This is a genomic window from Paenibacillus glycanilyticus NBRC 16618, from assembly GCF_004000805.1.
GTDB lineage: Bacteria > Bacillota > Bacilli > Paenibacillales > Paenibacillaceae > Pristimantibacillus > Pristimantibacillus glycanilyticus.
Window position 1 is genome coordinate 15659 of record NZ_BILY01000017.1, and the last position, 18146, is coordinate 33804.

The 18146-nt window shown below is 53.4% G+C and carries 16 protein-coding genes; 10 read left to right on the top strand and 6 right to left on the bottom strand.

The genetic code is table 11. The features are described from left to right. Window positions 1–114: 114 nt before the first annotated feature. Window positions 115–3777, bottom strand: coding sequence for a DNA polymerase III subunit alpha (locus tag PGL01S_RS15140; protein ID WP_127495452.1), 3663 nt, complete (start codon window positions 3775–3777; stop codon window positions 115–117). 124 nt (window positions 3778–3901) lie between these two features. Here PGL01S_RS15140 and PGL01S_RS15145 point away from each other — a divergent pair, with 124 nt between their 5' ends. From PGL01S_RS15145 to rsgA, 4 genes are all read left to right on the top strand, one after another. Beyond that, complete coding sequence (locus PGL01S_RS15145) at window positions 3902–4228, top strand: YtrH family sporulation protein (protein ID WP_127495453.1); 327 nt, start codon at window positions 3902–3904, stop codon at window positions 4226–4228. Between the two features lie 3 nt (window positions 4229–4231). Then, the gene (locus PGL01S_RS15150; protein ID WP_127495454.1) at window positions 4232–4747 is read left to right on the top strand and encodes a sporulation membrane protein YtrI; all 516 of its coding nucleotides are present in this window, start codon (window positions 4232–4234) and stop codon (window positions 4745–4747) included. A 76-nt stretch (window positions 4748–4823) separates the two neighbouring features. Next, window positions 4824–5120: a YtpI family protein gene (locus tag PGL01S_RS15155; protein ID WP_127495455.1), complete on the top strand. Its 297-nt coding sequence runs from the start codon at window positions 4824–4826 to the stop codon at window positions 5118–5120. A 520-nt stretch (window positions 5121–5640) separates the two neighbouring features. Continuing rightward, the gene (gene rsgA / locus PGL01S_RS15160) at window positions 5641–6750 is read left to right on the top strand and encodes a ribosome small subunit-dependent GTPase A (RefSeq protein ID WP_127495456.1); all 1110 of its coding nucleotides are present in this window, start codon (window positions 5641–5643) and stop codon (window positions 6748–6750) included. Between the two features lie 492 nt (window positions 6751–7242). Here rsgA and PGL01S_RS15165 read toward each other — a convergent pair whose 3' ends face one another. Both PGL01S_RS15165 and PGL01S_RS15170 read right to left on the bottom strand, forming a co-directional pair. Continuing rightward, complete coding sequence (locus PGL01S_RS15165) at window positions 7243–8580, bottom strand: DRTGG domain-containing protein (RefSeq protein WP_244935597.1); 1338 nt, start codon at window positions 8578–8580, stop codon at window positions 7243–7245. Between the two features lie 19 nt (window positions 8581–8599). Further along, window positions 8600–9094, bottom strand: a complete 495-nt coding sequence (locus PGL01S_RS15170) for a hypothetical protein (RefSeq protein ID WP_127495457.1) — start codon at window positions 9092–9094, stop codon at window positions 8600–8602. Window positions 9095–9277: 183 nt separating this feature from the next. On the opposite strand from PGL01S_RS15170, the gene PGL01S_RS15175 reads away from it, so the two are divergent. Further along, on the top strand, window positions 9278–9616 hold the full coding sequence (locus tag PGL01S_RS15175) for a helix-turn-helix domain-containing protein (protein ID WP_164775485.1): 339 nt from the start codon (window positions 9278–9280) through the stop codon (window positions 9614–9616). Between the two features lie 85 nt (window positions 9617–9701). Here the strand turns inward: PGL01S_RS15175 and PGL01S_RS15180 are convergent, their stop codons facing one another. Continuing rightward, a complete protein-coding gene (locus PGL01S_RS15180) occupies window positions 9702–9992 on the bottom strand; it encodes a hypothetical protein (protein WP_116394420.1) in 291 nt (96 codons plus the stop codon). Between the two features lie 204 nt (window positions 9993–10196). Here PGL01S_RS15180 and PGL01S_RS15185 point away from each other — a divergent pair, with 204 nt between their 5' ends. The 5 genes from PGL01S_RS15185 to PGL01S_RS15205 are packed head-to-tail and all read left to right on the top strand — an operon-like array spanning window position 10197 to window position 15821. Then, complete coding sequence (locus PGL01S_RS15185) at window positions 10197–11573, top strand: YheC/YheD family endospore coat-associated protein (protein ID WP_127495459.1); 1377 nt, start codon at window positions 10197–10199, stop codon at window positions 11571–11573. A 12-nt stretch (window positions 11574–11585) separates the two neighbouring features. Next, complete coding sequence (locus PGL01S_RS15190; RefSeq protein ID WP_127495460.1) at window positions 11586–12806, top strand: YheC/YheD family endospore coat-associated protein; 1221 nt, start codon at window positions 11586–11588, stop codon at window positions 12804–12806. Beyond that, window positions 12803–14179: a YheC/YheD family endospore coat-associated protein gene (locus PGL01S_RS15195; protein ID WP_127495461.1), complete on the top strand. Its 1377-nt coding sequence runs from the start codon at window positions 12803–12805 to the stop codon at window positions 14177–14179. Before PGL01S_RS15190 ends, PGL01S_RS15195 begins: the two co-directional genes overlap by 4 nt. Beyond that, on the top strand, window positions 14179–15342 hold the full coding sequence (locus PGL01S_RS15200; RefSeq protein ID WP_127495462.1) for a YheC/YheD family endospore coat-associated protein: 1164 nt from the start codon (window positions 14179–14181) through the stop codon (window positions 15340–15342). The genes PGL01S_RS15195 and PGL01S_RS15200 overlap by 1 nt, the downstream gene beginning before the upstream one ends. Next, on the top strand, window positions 15342–15821 hold the full coding sequence (locus tag PGL01S_RS15205) for a GNAT family N-acetyltransferase (protein WP_127495463.1): 480 nt from the start codon (window positions 15342–15344) through the stop codon (window positions 15819–15821). Before PGL01S_RS15200 ends, PGL01S_RS15205 begins: the two co-directional genes overlap by 1 nt. 41 nt (window positions 15822–15862) lie before the next feature. On the opposite strand, the gene PGL01S_RS15210 is transcribed toward PGL01S_RS15205, so the two are convergent. Then, complete coding sequence (locus PGL01S_RS15210; protein ID WP_127495464.1) at window positions 15863–17314, bottom strand: S-layer homology domain-containing protein; 1452 nt, start codon at window positions 17312–17314, stop codon at window positions 15863–15865. 130 nt (window positions 17315–17444) lie between these two features. Beyond that, window positions 17445–18137 (bottom strand): response regulator transcription factor, encoded by a 693-nt coding sequence (locus PGL01S_RS15215; protein WP_127495465.1) that lies wholly within the window; start codon window positions 18135–18137, stop codon window positions 17445–17447. Window positions 18138–18146 lie beyond the last annotated feature (9 nt).

An 18146-nucleotide genomic window follows, 5' to 3' on the forward strand; every position in this document is an offset into this window, starting at 1 on the left:
GCATATGCTTGTACGTTTTCATGCAACGTAAGCCGGGAAAAAGCAGCGGCAGCAGCCGCTTAATCCCACTTGTAACATTAAATGTATGCGGGATGCGATAGAGTTGTGCATAAATTATCTGACAATTACGGCTCCTTGCCCAAGAAGCTGCTCAATGGCGCTGAATAATTGCGGAGAAGGCTTGGTGCGGTACGTTTCGCTCAGAGCAAGCGAACGCTGCTCCCGTTCATAGAACAGCACAGTATCCAGCTGGCCGTGATGGTCGGCGAGCAGCTTCTTCAGCTGTTCCAGCACGTCGGGATGCTCGCGCGAAGCGATGATCTTGATATAGACGCGCTGGCGCTTCTTCTCGGCAGGCTGGTTCGGGCGCTCGGCCGGCGCCGATTGCCTTGCAGGCTGCGGCTTCCGGACTGCGGGTGCCGCCGTTGCAGCCTGAGCCGTGCCGGCTCCTGCCGCTTTGCCTTGCGAAGAAGTATGAGCGGGCGGCTGATTGGCGCCTCCTGCCGGTCTCGAAGCACGGGAGCTCGCATGCTTCCGCATCCGCCTGACATGCTCGGCCAGCTGCTCCGCCGTTGCCGTTCCTTCCTGAATGGGCACAACATCCTCGATGATCAGCTTAAAGTCCTCGTCCTGATGCTGGACGGTAGCGTGAATAATCGCGAGCCCGCCTTTCGCAAGACGATCCCCGCAGCGCTTCCATACAGCCGGGAATACAACTCCCTCAGCACGCATAACCCTGTCCTCTACTTCAATAAAGCCCATCGCATTTCCTTTTTTATTCGTAAACGGTTTAAGGGAAACCACTCTCGCTCCGATAACGGCAGCAGCCCCTTCAGCGGCCTCCCCAAGCTCTACGAACCGGTCAAGGCCAAGCGGCTCCAGCTGTTCCTCTACCGCATCCAGCGGATGGCCGGACAAATAGAGGCCAAGCAGCTCCCGTTCCAGCTCCAGCTGTTCGCCCGTCGAATACGGCCTGATATCCGGCAGCTCGACATCCCAGTTCTGCACTTCGTCAAAACCGAACAGCTCGATCTGCAGCTCCTCGCGCTCCTTGCGCCACTTCAAAGCGGCATCAACGGTTTCTTCGAGAGCGGCAAGCTGCTGCGCCCGGTGGCCGGGCAGCGATTCCATCGCTCCGGCTTGAATAAGCGATTCCAGCACACGCTTGTTGACGACGCGCAGATCCACGCGCCGGCATAGGTCAAGCAGGCTGTCGAAAGGCCGTTCCCGGCGCTCTTTCTCGATAGCCTCGATAGCTTGAGTACCAACGTTTTTGATAGCCGCAAGGCCAAAACGGACGGCTCCCTCCACCGGCGTAAACGTAATGCCGCTTTCGTTCACGTCGGGAGGCAGCACCTCAATGCCCATCCGTCTGCATTCGTCCACGTATTCGGCGGTTTTCCGCTGATTGCCGGTAACGGAAGCAAGCATCGACGCCATAAACGGAATCGGATAATGAGCCTTCAGCCATGCCGTCTGAAAAGCGAGCACGCCGTAAGCCGCGGCATGGGCGCGTGGGAAGCCGTAGTCCGCAAACCGGACGATCATATCGTAAACCAGATTGGCATCCTCGCTGCTATACCCTTCGCTTACGCTGCCCTTCACGAAATGCGCGCGCTGCTCGTCGAGCACCTCCCGCTTCTTCTTCGATACGGCGCGGCGCAGCAAATCCGCTTCGCCAAGCGAGAAGCCGGCCATGGCCGACGCAATCTGCATGATCTGCTCCTGGTACACAATAATGCCGTACGTATCCGACAAAATCGGCTCGAGAGAGGGATGCGGGTATTTGACGGGAGCAAGCCCATGCTTGCCCTGAATGTAATTCGGAATAAACTCCATCGGACCCGGACGGTACAAAGCGAGCACCGATACGATGTCTTCGAATTCGCTTGGCTTCATCTCCTTCAGTACACGCCTGACGCCGGACGACTCCAGCTGGAAAATCCCCATCGTCTCGCCGCGCCCGAGCATCGCGTAGGTGTCCGGGTCATTATCCGGCACTTTGCGGAAATCAATCTCCTTGCCGTATAAGCCTTTCACCCAGGCAAGCGAACGCTCCACGATGGATAACGTTCTCAGGCCGAGGAAGTCCATTTTCAAAAGGCCGACCGCTTCCAGATGCTCCATCGAATATTGGGTCAGCGCCGTCCGCTCGCTTCCCGCCTGCAGCGGGACGTAATCGGTTAACGGACCGCCGGAGATGACAACGCCGGCCGCATGGGTAGAAGCGTGGCGCGGCATGCCCTCCACCTTCAGCGCCATCTTGATCATGGCGTCGGTCCTCGGTTGCCGCTGGCAGGCTTCGCGCAGGCCTTCGCTGATCCGAAGAGCTTCCTCGAGCGTAATGTGGAGCTGATTCGGAATCATTTTCGCCGCCCGGTCCACCTCCGCGAACGGCACATTCATCGCGCGCCCGACGTCCCTGACCGCGGCTTTGGCGGCCATTGTGCCAAAGGTAATGATCTGCGCCACATGCTCATCGCCGTATTTGGCCGAGACATAAGCGATTACCTCGTCCCGGCGCTCGTCGTTGAAGTCGATATCGATATCCGGCATCGTAATCCGCTCCGGATTCAGGAACCGCTCGAAGAGGAGCTTGTACTTCAGCGGATCCACGTCGGTAATCCGGAGCACGTAAGCAACCAGGCTTCCCGCCGACGAGCCCCGTCCCGGGCCGGTCCGGATGCCTTGCTCATGGGCAAAGCGGACGAAATCCCATACGATCAGGAAATAATCGCTGAAGCCCATATTTTCAATAACGGAAAGCTCGTAAGCAAGCCTTCCCTCCGCCCGCTCCCGGAAAGCCGGATCCTCCGACCATTGCGGCAGACTGGCGTAACGGGAAGCAAGACCGGTTCTGCAAAGCTCCGCCAAATACGCCGACGAGCTCATGCCGCTTGGCACCGGACGGAAGACCGGCAGCGCTGCCCGCCCAAACGTCAGCTCCAGCGAGCATTTGTCCGCAATCTCGGCAGTATGACGAATCGCTTCAGGCGCATGGCGGAATAAGAGCTCCATCTCCTCGCCGCTTTTCATATACAGCTGATCCGTCCCTATCTTCATCCGGTCCGTATCGTCTACCGACTTGCCCGTTCCGATGCAAATCAGAACATCCTGCACGGCGGCATCCTCCGGCGTCAAATAATGTACGTCGTTCGTTGCCGTAAGCTTAATGCCCGTTTCCCGGGCCAATTCGATCATGGCTGCCGCTACTTTTTTTTGATCCAGCATGCCGTGATCCTGCAGCTCCAGATAGAAGTCGTCCCCGAAGATCCGCTTGTAGCGCAAAGCTGCCGCCAGCGCTTCCTCCCGGCGGTCGTGAAGCAGATGCTGCGAGATCTCCCCATGCAGACAAGAGCTCAAGCAGACCAGTCCTTCGGAATGGGCCTCCAGCACTTCCGGGTCGATCCGCGGCTTATAGTGAAAGCCTTCCAGATGGCCAATCGAGACCAGCTTCATCAGATTGCGGTAACCGGTCTCGTTTTTCGCTAGAAGAATTAAATGATAGATCGGATTGTCCTTGCGCGATCCCTTCTCGAAACGGGAACCCGCCGTAAAATACATCTCGCAGCCAATAATCGGCTTGATGCCCTGTGCCAGGCATGCTCTATAAAAAGGAATAGCTCCGTACATGACTCCGTGATCGGTAAGGGCAAGCGACTTCATCCCTAGCTCGGCAGCCCTTGCCACCAAATCGCGGATCCGGGCTGCGCCGTCAAGCAAGCTGTATTCGCTATGCACGTGCAAATGCACAAACGAGGAATCTATGTTGTTCATCCGCTGGCACCCTCTTTCGGTTCTTATTCCTTCTATTTTATCATAATAGACCGCACAGCGCCCATAGAATGGTAGTGAGGCAGCCGGACAGGCTGGACTATGCGCTAAAAGGCAGGTGTACGTTGTGAACGTCATTTTATCCAAGGCCGGGCTTGATTTTTTTATTGCCTTTGGCGTTGTCGTCGGAGGATCCATGCTGGCTGGAATCGGCTCGGTTTTTCTGCTGCTCCCGCCTACTTCCATGATGCTGAGCACGGCCGGCAATCTCAAAATATGGGCGATTGTCGCAGCCGTCGGAGGCTCTATCGATCCGATGCGCGTTATCGAAAGTAATATCGTAGAAGGGCATTTGTCGCCGGCCGTCCTTCAGATTGCTTATATTGCCATCGCTTTTCTAGGCGCCCATATGGGAACGGAATTGGTCAAGCTCATTTGCAAGGGGGCGGCTTGATGCATGCGCGTACCTCAGTTTGAGCGGTATGTCAAAGGGGTGCAGATGCTTGGCGTATTGCTGCTTGGCATGCTGCTTGGCGCAATCATTTACAATTCCATGTACCACGCCCAATTCGAGGCGTTAGTGAATCTGAAGAGCGATCTGGAGGTTAAGCTGGAGCAATCTGAAACGGATATAAAAAATTTAACGATGTTCAAAAATCAGCATACCGTCATCAAAAGCGTCGTGCCGCGGATCGAAGAGGAAGCCGGCCAAAATACCGACCGCCCCAAGCTTGATAAAGTAACCGAAGCGGAATTAATCAAGCGGATTAAAGCCGATCTTTCCGTTTTCCTCGGGCAAAGCATTTATGAGATCGACACGGACGCCCAGCTTGCGCGCAGACTATTAAGCAACAAGATTTATACCAATGTCCTTGAAAAAGACTATTCTATCGACATCACGACCATTCTGGTCGTGGAAAACAGGCTGCAAGTATGGGTGAAGGTCCGGCTCTACTCGAGACCTCCTTCTTAATCGCATTTATTTCCGGTTTTGGGTGAATTCATGCTACAATAACGCCATTGAGACTACAAAAGGAGCTGTAGCAAACATGGATTCACTCCTGCAATGGGTGTTTGCGCCGGGCATCATGATCACGCTCGCGCTTACCGTCTTTTTCAGCTTTAGATCCCGACGCTCGACGGACACGCGAGCCCGCGGCCTTCATGCTTCCCGGATGAACATCAGCATGGGCTTTATGCTTATGTTTATCGCCGGCGTTCAGCTGTTCCTCTCCGGCACTTCGACGGCCCGTATCGTGATCGGGGCGATTTTCCTCGTGATCGGATTTTTCAATTTGTTTGCGGGGCTGCGTAACCATAGTATTTTTCGGACGATGCAGCAGTAATGCGGTTGTAAAAACATTCTCTCCATGAACAAATGTCTCTTCCAATCGCTGTTGGTTCCGGATTCCTTTTATTAGATGTTTCACAAGGTAGGAATCCGGCAACCAAAGGCGAGCATTACATTTCTCCAGAGACATTTGTTCACTCCGTTCACCTTTTACAAAAGTCTACTGCTGCCCGTCCTTTGGGGCAGCAGATTGAGCCGACCTGGCATTTCGCGGGTCGGCTTTTTTGTTTGGGTAACGGAAAGTTTTCTTTTACTCAAAGTTGGCCTAGAGAATACGGTCTTCTTTTGCATATACTAAGCACATCTTACTACAGGAGGCTGATGTTAAATGATGAACCTATCGATTGTTTGCGCTGTTCATGTATCTCGGCCTATTCGGAACGCCTTCTAACCATTTAGAGACGCGCCGCGGGACCGAGAGGTCCTTGCGGTTTTTTTGTGCCTTCCGCAGGGGAATCCCTGCGGTTTTTTTGTTTTACACCATCCAATAATACGATTAAAGAGGAGCATCCGATTTGAACAATACCGATACCTTGCACCACCATCAACAACATCTGGCCTACGGCTGGAATACCGATTGGAACCATAAAATGGAGCAAATGCCGGAAAGCACGCGAGAGCTCGTGCCCGCGCGGGTGATCGCCCAGCATTCCCATTCTTATCAGATCATGACGCCAGACGGCGAGCACACGGCAACCGTTACCGGCAAATACGAATTTAATGCGGCGCTCAAAAGCGATTTTCCCGCCGTGGGCGACTGGGTTATGGCCGAGAAACTGCCCGGCGAGACACGTTCGGTTATTCATCGCCTACTGCCGCGTCAAAGCGCAATGATCCGCAAAGCAGCCGGAAGCACCGTGGATGATCAGGTCGTTGGCGCCAACATGGATTATTTGTTTATTACAAACGCACTGAACCAGGATTTTAACGTCCGCAAAATGGAACGTTACCTGATTGCCGCATGGGAAAGCGGCGCTTCACCGGTTATTCTGCTGACCAAAGCCGATCTATGCGGTGATCCGGAGGCTTTCGCCGCACAAATGGAGAGCGCGGCCCCCGGCGTACCGGTGCACCTCATCAGCGCCTTGCAAAACCAGGGCAAAGAGCAGCTTCTTCCTTATTTGCAGCCGGGCAAAACCATTGCCGTCACAGGCTCGTCCGGTGTCGGCAAGTCTACTCTGCTGAACTGGCTTGCGGATGACAACATTATGGAGACTCAGGGCATCCGAGAAAACGATGCCCGCGGCCGCCATACGACAACGCATCGGGAGCTGTTCCTTCTGCCGAACGGAACGCTTGTCATGGATACGCCGGGCATGCGCGAGCTTCAGCTGTGGGATGCGCAGGACGGATTGGAACAGGCTTTCTCCGATATCGAAGCTCTAGCTGCCGGCTGCCGTTACCGGGATTGCCGACATGAATCCGACCCCGGCTGCGCGGTCCTTCAAGCGATTCAAGACGGAACGCTTGAAGCGAAACGGCTTCATAACTACAGGAAGACGGCCAAAGAGCTTTCCCATCTTGCGCGCAAAGAAAACAGCCTTGCGAAAAAAGCAAAAAAAGCAGCCGGCTCCTCCTCCCGCAGGAGCGAGCGCAGAAAAGCCGGCGATTGGGACTACGATTAACTTGCTTCCCCCCCCCTTCAGGTGTATCAAAATGAAATATACTGCATGAAGTGCAGTATATTAGCCATTTTGGAAGGTAGCTGAAGAGTTATAATGCATAGAATGCAGGATATTGTACCGATTTGAACCAATAGGGACTGTTTTCCTTCAATATGCTGCATTCTGTGCAGGATATTCGGAACCAATGGACAGATTCGCCCCTTTATAGTGTATTTGGTGCAACGTAGCCGAGAGACAGAGCAGAACCAAAGTGAAGAGTCCAGATAAGTGACTAAAAACATTAAAAAGGGCTGCCAAACGAATGGCAGCCCTTTAAGCTGTCTCCCCTAAAGTATTAGGGAGTTTGAAAGTGGGGGTGGAGGGAATGTATCTCCTGAAGAGCGTAGCGCCTGCCTTTGTGAATCGTGAATTCTCGCATAAGCGAGTTGATTCAAAATTCACGATCACAACAGCAGCGGAAGGAGATACATTCCTGTAATCCCCATGCCCTCCCTAATACGAATCAATCATCTGCGCCGTCATCATAGCCTTCGCCGCCAACCCCGTCTGATCGATCAGCTCGATCTCGAGCTTGGTCGCTTTGCGGCTCATTTCGAGCGCGCGGGGGACGATCGTAATCTGGCTGTCGATCTGCACCGGTTTTACAAAGAACGCGGTCATGCCGTCAATGAGATAGTCCCGCTTGCCTGCGTCCCGGATCATCTGGCGTCCGGCCAGGGTCATCAGGGTAACCAATATTCCTTCGGACACCATGCCAAGAGATCCGGACATCTGAGGCGTAATGGCTCCTTTGTAGAGCGGAACGCCATCCGCTTCATCCGCGTCAAAGCCGGACCAGATGAGATCGTCGAAGGTCTCTCCGATCTCCTGCTGCTTGCCGGCAAAACGGAGAGCGTCCAGCAGCTGCTGGCGGGTGACGACCCCAAGCAGCTTCCGGTGGCGGTCAACGATCGGCAGCAGGTCAATTCCTTCGGCAGCCATCGTATGCGCGGCCGAAGTCACCGCAATGTTAGGCGCGGCCGTGATCGGATGACGGGTCATCAGCTTGTCGATTGAACTTTCATCCGATGAACCGGCTGCATCCTTCGAGGTCATCATCCCGACAACCCTGCCTCTGTCATCAATAACCGGGAATCGGTAATTGCCGGTCTCCCGGCTTAATTTGTGAAAGTCGAGCAGCGTATTGCCGGAACGCAGCACGTCTGCCGGCTTGCTGAACGTCATCAGATCTTCAATAAGCATAATTTTGCGTTTGATAAGCCGGTCGTACATCGCCCGGTTAATCATCGAAGCTACGGTAAACGTATCATGCCGGGATGAAATAATCGGCAGTCCGTTCTCGTCGGCCAGCGCCTTCACTTCCTCGCTTGGCTCGAATCCGCCCGTAATCAGAACGCCGGCTCCCTGCTCCAGGGCACAGCGGTGCGCGCCGCTCCGATTGCCTACAATAAGCAGGCTGCCTTCATCGATGTAGCGGAGCATCGCGTCCAGCTCCATTGCGCCGATTACAAATTTGTGGAGCGACTTGTCCAGCCCCGAAGTGCCTCCGAATATATGCCCTTCGACAATCTCCGCCACTTCGCCGAAGGTGAGCTGATCCAGCGCCTCGCGCCTTCTCCGGTCAATTCGGACCGTCCCGATTCTTTCCTTCGTGCTTACAAGTCCGGAAGCTTCCGCTTCCTTAATCGCTTTATAAGCGGTTCCTTCGCTTACGCCAAGCGCCTTGGCGATTGCCCTTACCGAGATTTTCTCGCCTATATCGAGCGTCTCTATGTATTGCAGAATTTGTTCGCGCTTCGTGCTTGTATCCATTCCGGAAACGGATGCCACCGGCACCGCCCTCCCCCAATTAAACCTTCGTTCGTTTCATTCCATTATACCAGTCGATAGAGACGGCTGCGACCTTTAGTCCTGCATCCACATCTTCCCCGTCTGCCCCGGTACAACGATATTTGTCGAACACCTGCTGGAGGGACTGCACCGTAAATGCTTCTTGCGTTCCTTTAAATATAAAGGAGTACCAATCATAATTGATAGGTACGGGATACTTGAGCTTCAGAATCGGATAATTCTCAAGGACGACCGATTGAGGCGGGATCTCGGGATATTGGCTGGAAAATAAAAAGGAACCCTTCTCGCTAAAAGGCCTTGCGATCGTCTCCGACCGCAGGCTCATCTGATACTCCACATGCTGCGTGCGGGGATTCACCCTGCAATTAAAGCTGCCGTGCGCCTTCGCCGGTTTATTGGTCTTATGTAAAATGCGGTACGTGAACTGCACCTGAAACCGCATATGCTGATAGTAAGTCTGTACGTTTCGAAAAAACTCAAACTCATCAACCATAAGCGTTGCTCCTTGTTAAAAAGTTCCTGTTTAGGAAATGATGTTAATAGGTAGAACCTTTTTACACAATTATAATAAAAAGCATAACCTTTGGTCAATGACTATAGGCACTATTTTTAATAAGGACTATAAGACGTTGTTGCCGGGATAGGAAAGCTCTATCTTAAGGCTGAGGTGACGAATGTGAACGAAATCAGCCGAAATATCGGTGAGAATATACGGGCAATACGCAAAAAAAAGGGCTTCAGCCAAGAGCAGCTTGCTCTGCGGGCCGAAATCAACGGCTCTTATATGGGCCAAGTGGAACGAGGCGAGAAAAGTCCTACGGTCGATGTCTTGAGCAAAATTGCCCACGCCCTCCAATGTCCGCTTGAGCAGCTGGTCCATATGCCCGGGACACCTCACGAAGAAAGCACCTATGCGGAGAAAATCGCATCTCAGCTTCAAGGTCTATCCGTCAAGGAACAAGAAGCGGTATATAAATTCGTCAAGCAGCTTGTTCAGTTCAAAGAAATCGATTAACAGGCATGCACGATTCCCCCCATCCTCAAAAAGCTTAGCAAATGAAAAAGCCCCCTTGCGGGGGCCAGCGCGTTTCGTCCATGCCTTAACCTCTTGCACTTCGGTTCGAACCCCTGTCCACCGCCTGCTGCAGCCTGCGCTCCCAGGTATTTCTCTTCATCCGCTTGATGCGGTCCAGTTCTTTCTTCCTCTGCTCGTTCATCCAGAGCAGCGCATTTAAATGAGCGGCAATAACGAGCAGCGCAAACAACGTCCACACTACGCCGAATATCGTCACAGCATTCCATGGACCCGTAAGATCCAGTTTCGTTACCCCGTAGAACAGCATCGCCAAAGCAACTGCCAGATACATAATATGCCGGGCTTTTCCCCTCATTCGAATCAACTCCCGCTTCAATAGCTTTTGCTTGTCCGCACCACTATCCTATGAAGACAAACCGCCGGATATGACCGCTCCACTAATTTCTTTGGCCAATCACCAAGGGATAGATGTCCTCATATGATGAAGTAATTCGTGTAAAACACCTATGGGCCTTTATCCGCTTTTCGTCATCCTCCTGCTTGGAAGGAGATTTACACAATGCAAAAATCGAAAGTAGCCGTTCAGCTTATCAGCTCCGGCATGCTTCCGGAAGATACGATTATGCTCGGTGAAGCCTACCTGAAGCAATGGCATATTTCTCACAGCGTGTCGATCGTATTGCGGTTCGGAACATTCAAGAAGACGGTGAAGGTCATTCCGGTACCGAAGTACGACGGAATGCGCATCAACCAATCGCTTGCCAGACAGATGGGCATTCTTAGCAGCACCTCCCTTCGCCTGAGCTACGATTCCTCGTCTTCCACGCTTAGGCTTGGGCCTCTGATCGGCGTTCTGATTAGCCGGGATTATCCGAGTACGCCCGACAAACCGTTTGGCACGATTACGATGTTCTGCAAGGAATTGGTCGACGGCTGCGCGAATCAGGGGGCGCATGTATACTTTTTCACTCCGAACCATGTCTCGGGAAGCAGCGACAAACAAATCGAGGGTTGGACCTTTGCGAACGGATGGAAGCGGGCAAAGCTTCCGCTGCCGGATGTCGTGAACAACCGTCTGACGTCTCGCAAGCTGGAAAGCCGCGCTCTTGTGCAGCAGTTTTTCAAGGAAATAAAGAGTACTCATCATGCCAGCGTCTTTAACGAAAAGTTCCTGGACAAAATGGAAGTCTTCGATGCGCTGAAAAAAGACGAAAGCGTCCGTCGCTATCTGCCGGAATCCCACTTCCTCCGCAACTATACCACGCTGAAATCAATGTGCTCCCGTTACGGCAACGTATTCCTCAAGCCTTCCAAAGGCAGTCTCGGCAAAGGCATTATCCGCGTGACAAAGCTCGAGGGAGACATCTATCAGGCGCATTTTACAACCGGCACCGGAACAAGGCGGCAGGTATACCCGAACCTTGTGAAGCTGTTCTCGAGCATTTCGACCAAGATGAAAACCATTAAATATCAAGCCCAGCAAGGACTCAATCTGATTGAGATCCAGAAGCGGCCGGTCGACTTCCGCGCAGTGGTGCAGAAGAACGCAACAGGCAAATGGACGTTGACTTCCGTAGTTGCGCGTACCGCGAGCAGCCAGCATTTCGTCTCCAATCTCGCACGCGGGGGAACGCTCAGCACCGTTAACGAGGCTGTCGCGCGCTCCAATATTTTTGCCGGCAAGGAAGGGGCCTCCAAACGTCTTCGAACGGCCGCCCTGACGATTGCCGAAGGAATCGATAAGCATATCCCGGCGCATTTCGGCGAGCTTGGAATCGATTTGGCGCTGGACACCAATGGCCGCGTATGGCTGCTGGAGGTTAACTCCAAGCCTTCGAAAAGCGACAACACGCCTCTCAACCAGGAAAATGACAACAAGATTCGTCCATCGGTCCGAAATGTCATTCAATACTCCCGCTTCCTGTCGGGATTCTAACCGGAGGCCCTTATGAAGGCTGAGCTTGTGAGAGTAGGACTGTATGTCGCTTCCATAGAAGCCGGCGCAGGGCAGGAGAACAGCATAAAGCTGCCGGAGCCGGCATTTGCTCAAATGCTCAGCGAAACGGCCGGCACTCTGGCCATTGACCTGTATGTCTTCTCCCCAGCCGAATACGAGAAAAAAACCGGACAGCTGAATGCCTTCCGGCTTCGTCATGGCAGCTGGGTAAAGGAACCCTGCCCGCTCCCGGATATCCTCTACGACCGCTGCTTCTATCGAACGGCGGAAGAACGCATGCTCTGCAAAGCGGTACTTGCGGCCATCCGGGAACAAAAGCCCGTGACGATGTTAAACGGAAGTCTTCCCGGCAAATGGGAGGTATACGGTACGCTTCGCCAGGACGCTCTTCTGGCTCCGCTTCTTCCTTCCACAACCAGGCTGGACCGTTCGGACACCCTATTGCGCCTTCTAAAGAGTAATAACGGAGAATTATTCTTAAAGCCCTCGGCGGGCATGCAAGGCAAAGGGGCTATTCATCTGAAGCACTCCCCTCTAACCCACGAATGGGTTGCTGCCGGGCGAACCGGAAGCAATCTCCCGTTCCGGCATCGCTTCAACCACTATTCTTCGTTGTCGCAATGGATCATTCGATTTATGGGAAACGCGTCTTATATCGCCCAGCCTTATCTGCAGCTGACAGACCCGGATGGCAATCCGTTTGATCTTCGCGTGCTTGCGCAGAAAAACGGGAAGGGACGCTGGGGCATCACCGGCGCCGCCGTCCGTGCCGGAAGCTCCGGAACCGTCACATCCAATCTTCATGGCGGCGGCAAGGCAAGCCGGCCCTCCGATTACTTGTCCCGTCTGTTTGGCGAAGCAAAAGCCAAGCGGATGATGAATAAAATAATAGATGCCAGCCTGCGGGCAGCAGAGAAGCTGGAAAACAACTACGGACGATTAGCCGAGCTGGGCATTGATTTCGGAATCGAACCGGACGGACGGATATGGCTGCTGGAAGTAAACTCCAGGCCGGGACGTTCCTCCTTCCGGCAGTCCGGCGACAACCAGGCAGAGCGTCTGTCCGTCGAGCTGCCGCTCCGATATGCCCGCCTGCTTACGCAGCGGCTTAACAAACCTTTGATCATAAACGACTCCGCAACAGGTCGGATTCAGGACTGTCAGGTAGACAAGAGGATCCGGTCTGATAACGTTCAGGAGGTTCACCCATGAGCTTGACAACTTGTAACGTCCATTTCTCGCAACAATCGGATAAAGTCATTTATTTATCCAACACGCTTCTCAAGGAGCTGAAGCTGTCCGGCAAAAAAACCGTTCACCTGAAGCTTGGCAAAGAAGTGATAACAACAGCCGTCCGGCCTGTCAGGCGCCAAGGCAATCATCTTTATTTGTCCGCCGGGGTCAGGCAATACATCCGGGTACCCAAAACCGGCAGCATCTTCGTCCATAAAAACGGCGAAAACGAAGTGCAGATCGGACCGCTTATCGGCGTATTGAGCGATGCGGGCTATAGCCAGTCGGATAGCCAGCCCTTTGGCATGAGAACAAACTTTATCAAGCAGATCATCCGGTCGGGGGATCGGAAAGCTTTCCTGTTCGGTTTCACCCCCCAGGATATTAACTGGCAGCAGGAGACGGTGCTCGGTTACTTCCTTAACTCGCAGGGCGGCTGGTACCGCAAGACCGTTCCGCTCCCCGATGTCATCTATAACCGGCTCCGGAGCCGCAAAGCGGAAACGTCCAATTATATCGGTTCGCTCCGCGAAAGGCTGCTTCGCAAAAAAATTCCTTTCTTCAACTGGGGCTTCTTTAACAAATCGGATGTGTATAAGCTGCTGGATAACGATCCGGAGGCTCTTCAGCATTTGCCCGAATCCGTAGCCGCGCCAACAAGCGAGAAGCTGAAGCAGCTTCTGGAGAAGCATCATTTCGTCTATTTCAAACCAACGGCAGGCAGCCTTGGCGTCGGCATCTACCGGCTCACCTACCATCCGAAGCGCGGTTATTTCGCCCGCTACCGGAAGAGCGGAAAAAACGTCCTGCTGCGCTTCTCTTCCTTCAACAGCCTGTATAAGATGCTTCAGGCGCGTCATGGCGCAACTCTGAGCAGCTATGTCGCGCAGCAGGGCATCAGGCTGGTGGAGATTGACGGCTGCCCTCTCGACTTCCGCTTTCATATGCATAAGAACGGCAAGAACGAATGGGTACCGGCAGGCATCGGCGCGAAAAAAGCCGGCAAAGGCAGCGTAACGACCCATGTGAAAAACGGCGGTTCGCTTATGACGCCTGAGCAGGCGTTGAGCCGCGCATTTGGCGCAAAGGGCAAAGAAATCTTGGAGAATGCGAAGAAGGTCTCCATCAAAATGGCTGAGGCGATTGAGCGTAACTATCCGCACCGGCTTGGCGAGCTGGGCCTCGATATCGGCATCGACAAAGATAACGACATCTGGATGTTTGAAGCCAACGCAAAGCCGGGACGCTCTATCTTCAAGCACCCTTCCCTTGAAGCGGAAGGCCGTGCATCCGTAGAATGCATCGTTGATCATTGCTTGTACCTCAGCAAGTTTCAAGGAGGGAACAGCTAATGGAGCTAAGAGCATCGAAGAAAGAAGAGGTGTATGATCGGCCGGCTGGACGCCTGGTACTCGCCATACTGACGATTGAGAACGACGAACAATTTTTCCGGGGCAACCGGAATAACTTCGCGGACATTATAAAAACGGGTCAAGAAAAGGGATTTCTTGTTTATGTGCTCACCGTAAAAAACCTGGTCTTGAACCGTTCCACCCTGCGGGGATTTGTCTATATTGAACAGAAGGATACATGGCAGCAGCGTTTGCTGCCTTTCCCGGATATTATCTACAACCGGATTCCGCAGCGCGAAGACGAGATGCTTCCTGCCGTCCGGAACAAAATTGCCGCATGCATGCGGGATCCGCGGATCAAACTGTTCAACCCTTCCTTCTTCAACAAATGGTATTTGTTCGAATGGCTGCGCGGCAGCAAGTCGACCAAACCTTTTATCCCGGCAACCCGCAAGCTGCTAACGGCCGCAAGGCTGGAGAGAATGCTGCAAAAGCATCCCTTTCTCTACCTGAAGCCGGAAAGCGGCAAAGCCGGCAAAGGCATCATGACCGTCATGGTGCAGCCCGACAAGCCACTCCCGTATCTGCTTAAGGTGCAGGAGAACAAAAAAAGCTCTACCTTTAGCTGCGCGGATTTTCAAAAGCTGTGGAACCGAATCAAGAAGGAATGCGGTAGCGAGCCTTATATCGCCCAGCAAGGCATTCAGCTTGCTTCCTTTAACGACCGCCGGTTCGATCTCAGGGCACTCGTGCAAAAAAACGATCGCGGCAAATGGGATTTGACCGGCATTGGCGCAAGGGTAGCGGGCTCCTCCAGCATTACGACCCATGTCCCGAGGGGCGGTTCCATCGAGGATCCCGAGAAGCTGCTGAAAAGCTCCTTCAATGCCGATCAGGCGAGAAGGATTCTGATTAAAGCGAAGCAAACCTCGATTATGATCGCCAGACAGATCGAGAAGGGCTCCGGCTTTATGCTCGGCGAGATGTCCATGGACCTAGGCATCGATAGCCAGGGACATATCTGGTTTTTCGAAGCCAACTCGAAGCCGATGAAGTTCGACGAGCCGCATATCCGGCAAAAGTCGCTTGAGCGGATATTCCAATACAGCACCTATCTGGCCAGAATGAGAAACGAACGAATAAGGCAGGAGGCGACGAGATAATGGAACTGCAGCTGCTTACCCCGGAACAGTGGGCGAAAGAACGGAAGAGACTGATTGATTTTGCCGTCCGTTTCGGGGAGAAGCGGCTGACGGTTGCAGCCATCCACTCCCTTCGTCGCCTGCCACCCGAGCTGCTCTCGCAAAAGGACAGCGGGACCGTTATGGCGGTCGCGCGGCTTGGCAGCCGAATAGTAGGACTTGGTTATGCCGAGGAAGCAGGCGAAAAATGCTGCGTCATCGTAACCCATCCCGAGGCTCGCGGCCTTGGGATCGGGTACGCGGTGATGGACACCATTATGAAGAAGCTGGGGAAATTGACCTGTCAGGTTGCGCTCGACAACGTGCCAAGCCTAACTCTCTTCTTCCGCCTTGGCATGAAGGCGGTATCCATGTCGACCGGACCAACCGGCAAGCCAACGCTGCGTTTCGAGTGGTCGCAAGAAGAGAAAAAAGGGGCTATCCCGCCGTCATTAATATGACGTGGGATAGCCCCTTTTGTTATTCGGACTTCACCGTCCAATTAATTCGAGCTTAGCTTTACGTTGTTTGCCGTTGCCCAGTTACCGACAGGAGCAACCTCATACTGAACGCCAGCCCCAAGCTTGCCGTTATTCTGAAGCTCAAACACGCCAACGGCGCCTTTACGGGTCTGCACTTTGTATTGCGCCGTCAAGGTTGTCCCGTCAGAGCCTTTAAGGGCAATGGAACGGTAAGCAAACAGCTCGTCGCCGGGATCCGCCGTCAGCGTAACGTTCAAGGTTGTGTCGTTCACCTTGTCGACGGCTCCAATCTCAAGAGGCGCAATGCTCTGCGCGGTAAACGTGCTGTTCTTCACGGCGAACCAGTCCGAAGTGACCGTATATTTCACGCCCGGCTGCAAAGTCTTGCCCGCCGGCAGGCGGAATTTAGGCTCTTGCTTGCCGTCGGTCGATTGCGTAAAGCCAACGTAATTAACCGACATCTGCTCTCCGGTCTCGGATGTAAGGACAGCTTGTCTTGTCGCAAGCGACGAAATAATTTGCATCTGCTGGCCGTTAAGCTTATTGTTGTCATCCAATACAACGGCATCGGCACCGCGGCCGCCGGCATAAGCCGAAATCAGATAGCCGTAATCAATAACGCCATCGGTACGGAACGACTCGACTTCAAACGTATCGGAAGTAACCTGGCGTGCATTTTGAAGCTGAATCCTTTCATCGCTTGCCAGAGCCGTAAAGTCCTGCTTGCCTTTATAGTTCAAGGAATACGTTGTACCCGGCTTCATCGTCTGAACGGGAATAATATAAGTCGCGATCGCTCCGGTCTTCAGGCGAGGCTGGTTAACCAGCTTAATGCCATCGCTAAAGGCGAAATTGGCATTGGCTTGGTCCGTTGTTTCGTCCGCGATAGTAAGAGGGGCCGTGAAGGTGACCTCGAAGGTGATTTTATTAAGAGCCTTGATGGATACAATCTCCGCGTTAGAGGAACGGATCGCTTGCTCCGACAGGACGAGAAGCTTGGCCGCATCGCCCCGGTTCAATTGCTTGCCGTCAATCTTCATGCCCGACATCCAGTATTGAACCGATTTCGCATCCCGCTGCAGCGCTTTGGCAATATACTGGGCAGCATCCGCGCTGGATGCCGGCTGATTAGGCTGGAAGCCCTGCGCGCTTTCGAGCAGTCCGGCAGCTACGGCCGCGTCGACATAAGGGGTATACCATTTAGGATTAGCGGGCTTGGAATCCGAAGTCGTCTCCAAATCAAGCGCAAGCACAATCATCTTGATAAGCTCGGCATTCGTTATCTTTTTCTCCGCGCGCATCGTTCCGTCTTCATAGCCTTGCAGCACCTTTTGGCTGACGAGCTGCTGGATGGCTTGCTCCAAAGGCTGATCGAAGGAAGCTGCTTTCGCGGATTGAACCGGAAGCAAAGCTCCCCCTCCAATAAGTACGGTTAGCGCCGCGATAGCCGCCTTTTGCTGGATCTTCTTCATAACTCATCTTTCCTTTCCCGTTTAAAGTGATGGCCTGTTCCTGAATCTATCTTAGGCCGCCGCTCTAAATTCGCTGAAAAGAAAGTATAAACAAACTATAAATTGTTCGATAACTTTTTACAAAATGACGTTAGACCGTAAAGCGGTACCCCGCTCCCCACACGGTCTCGATAAACTGGGGATTGGACGGATCGGCCTCAAGCTTCTCCCGAATCCTTGATATATGAACGGTCACCGTCGCAATATCGCCATTCGAATCCAGCCCCCAAATTTTCTCGAACAGCTGATCCTTGCTGAATACCCGGTTCGGATTCGTCGCCATAAAGACGAGAACTTCAAATTCCTTCGCCGTAAGAAATACCTCCTGCTCGTGCACAAATACGCGATGGGAGGATGGATTAATCGTCAGCTCGCGAATGCGCAGGCTATCGTCAGGATTCATTTTCTGCCCGCTCTTGAACCGTTCGTACCGTGCCAGATGGGCCTTGGCCCTTGCCACCAGCTCGTTGGGACTAAAGGGCTTGGTCACGAAATCGTCCGCGCCAAAGCCAAAGCCGCGGATCTTATCCAGCTCTTCGTTTTTGGCGGACACAATAAGAATCGGCACATCCAGCCGCTCCCGGATCGTCTTGCAAATCTCGAACCCGCTCATGCCCGGAAGCTGAATATCCAGTATGATCAAATCGAAATCCCCGCTTAAAGCCTGATTGAGTCCGTCCTGCCCGTCATGGCAAATCTCCGCCTCATACCCGTGCAGCGCAAAATAGTCCTTCTGCAGCTCCGCGATATAAGGATCGTCTTCCACAATTAAAATGCGCGTCATGCCGTCACC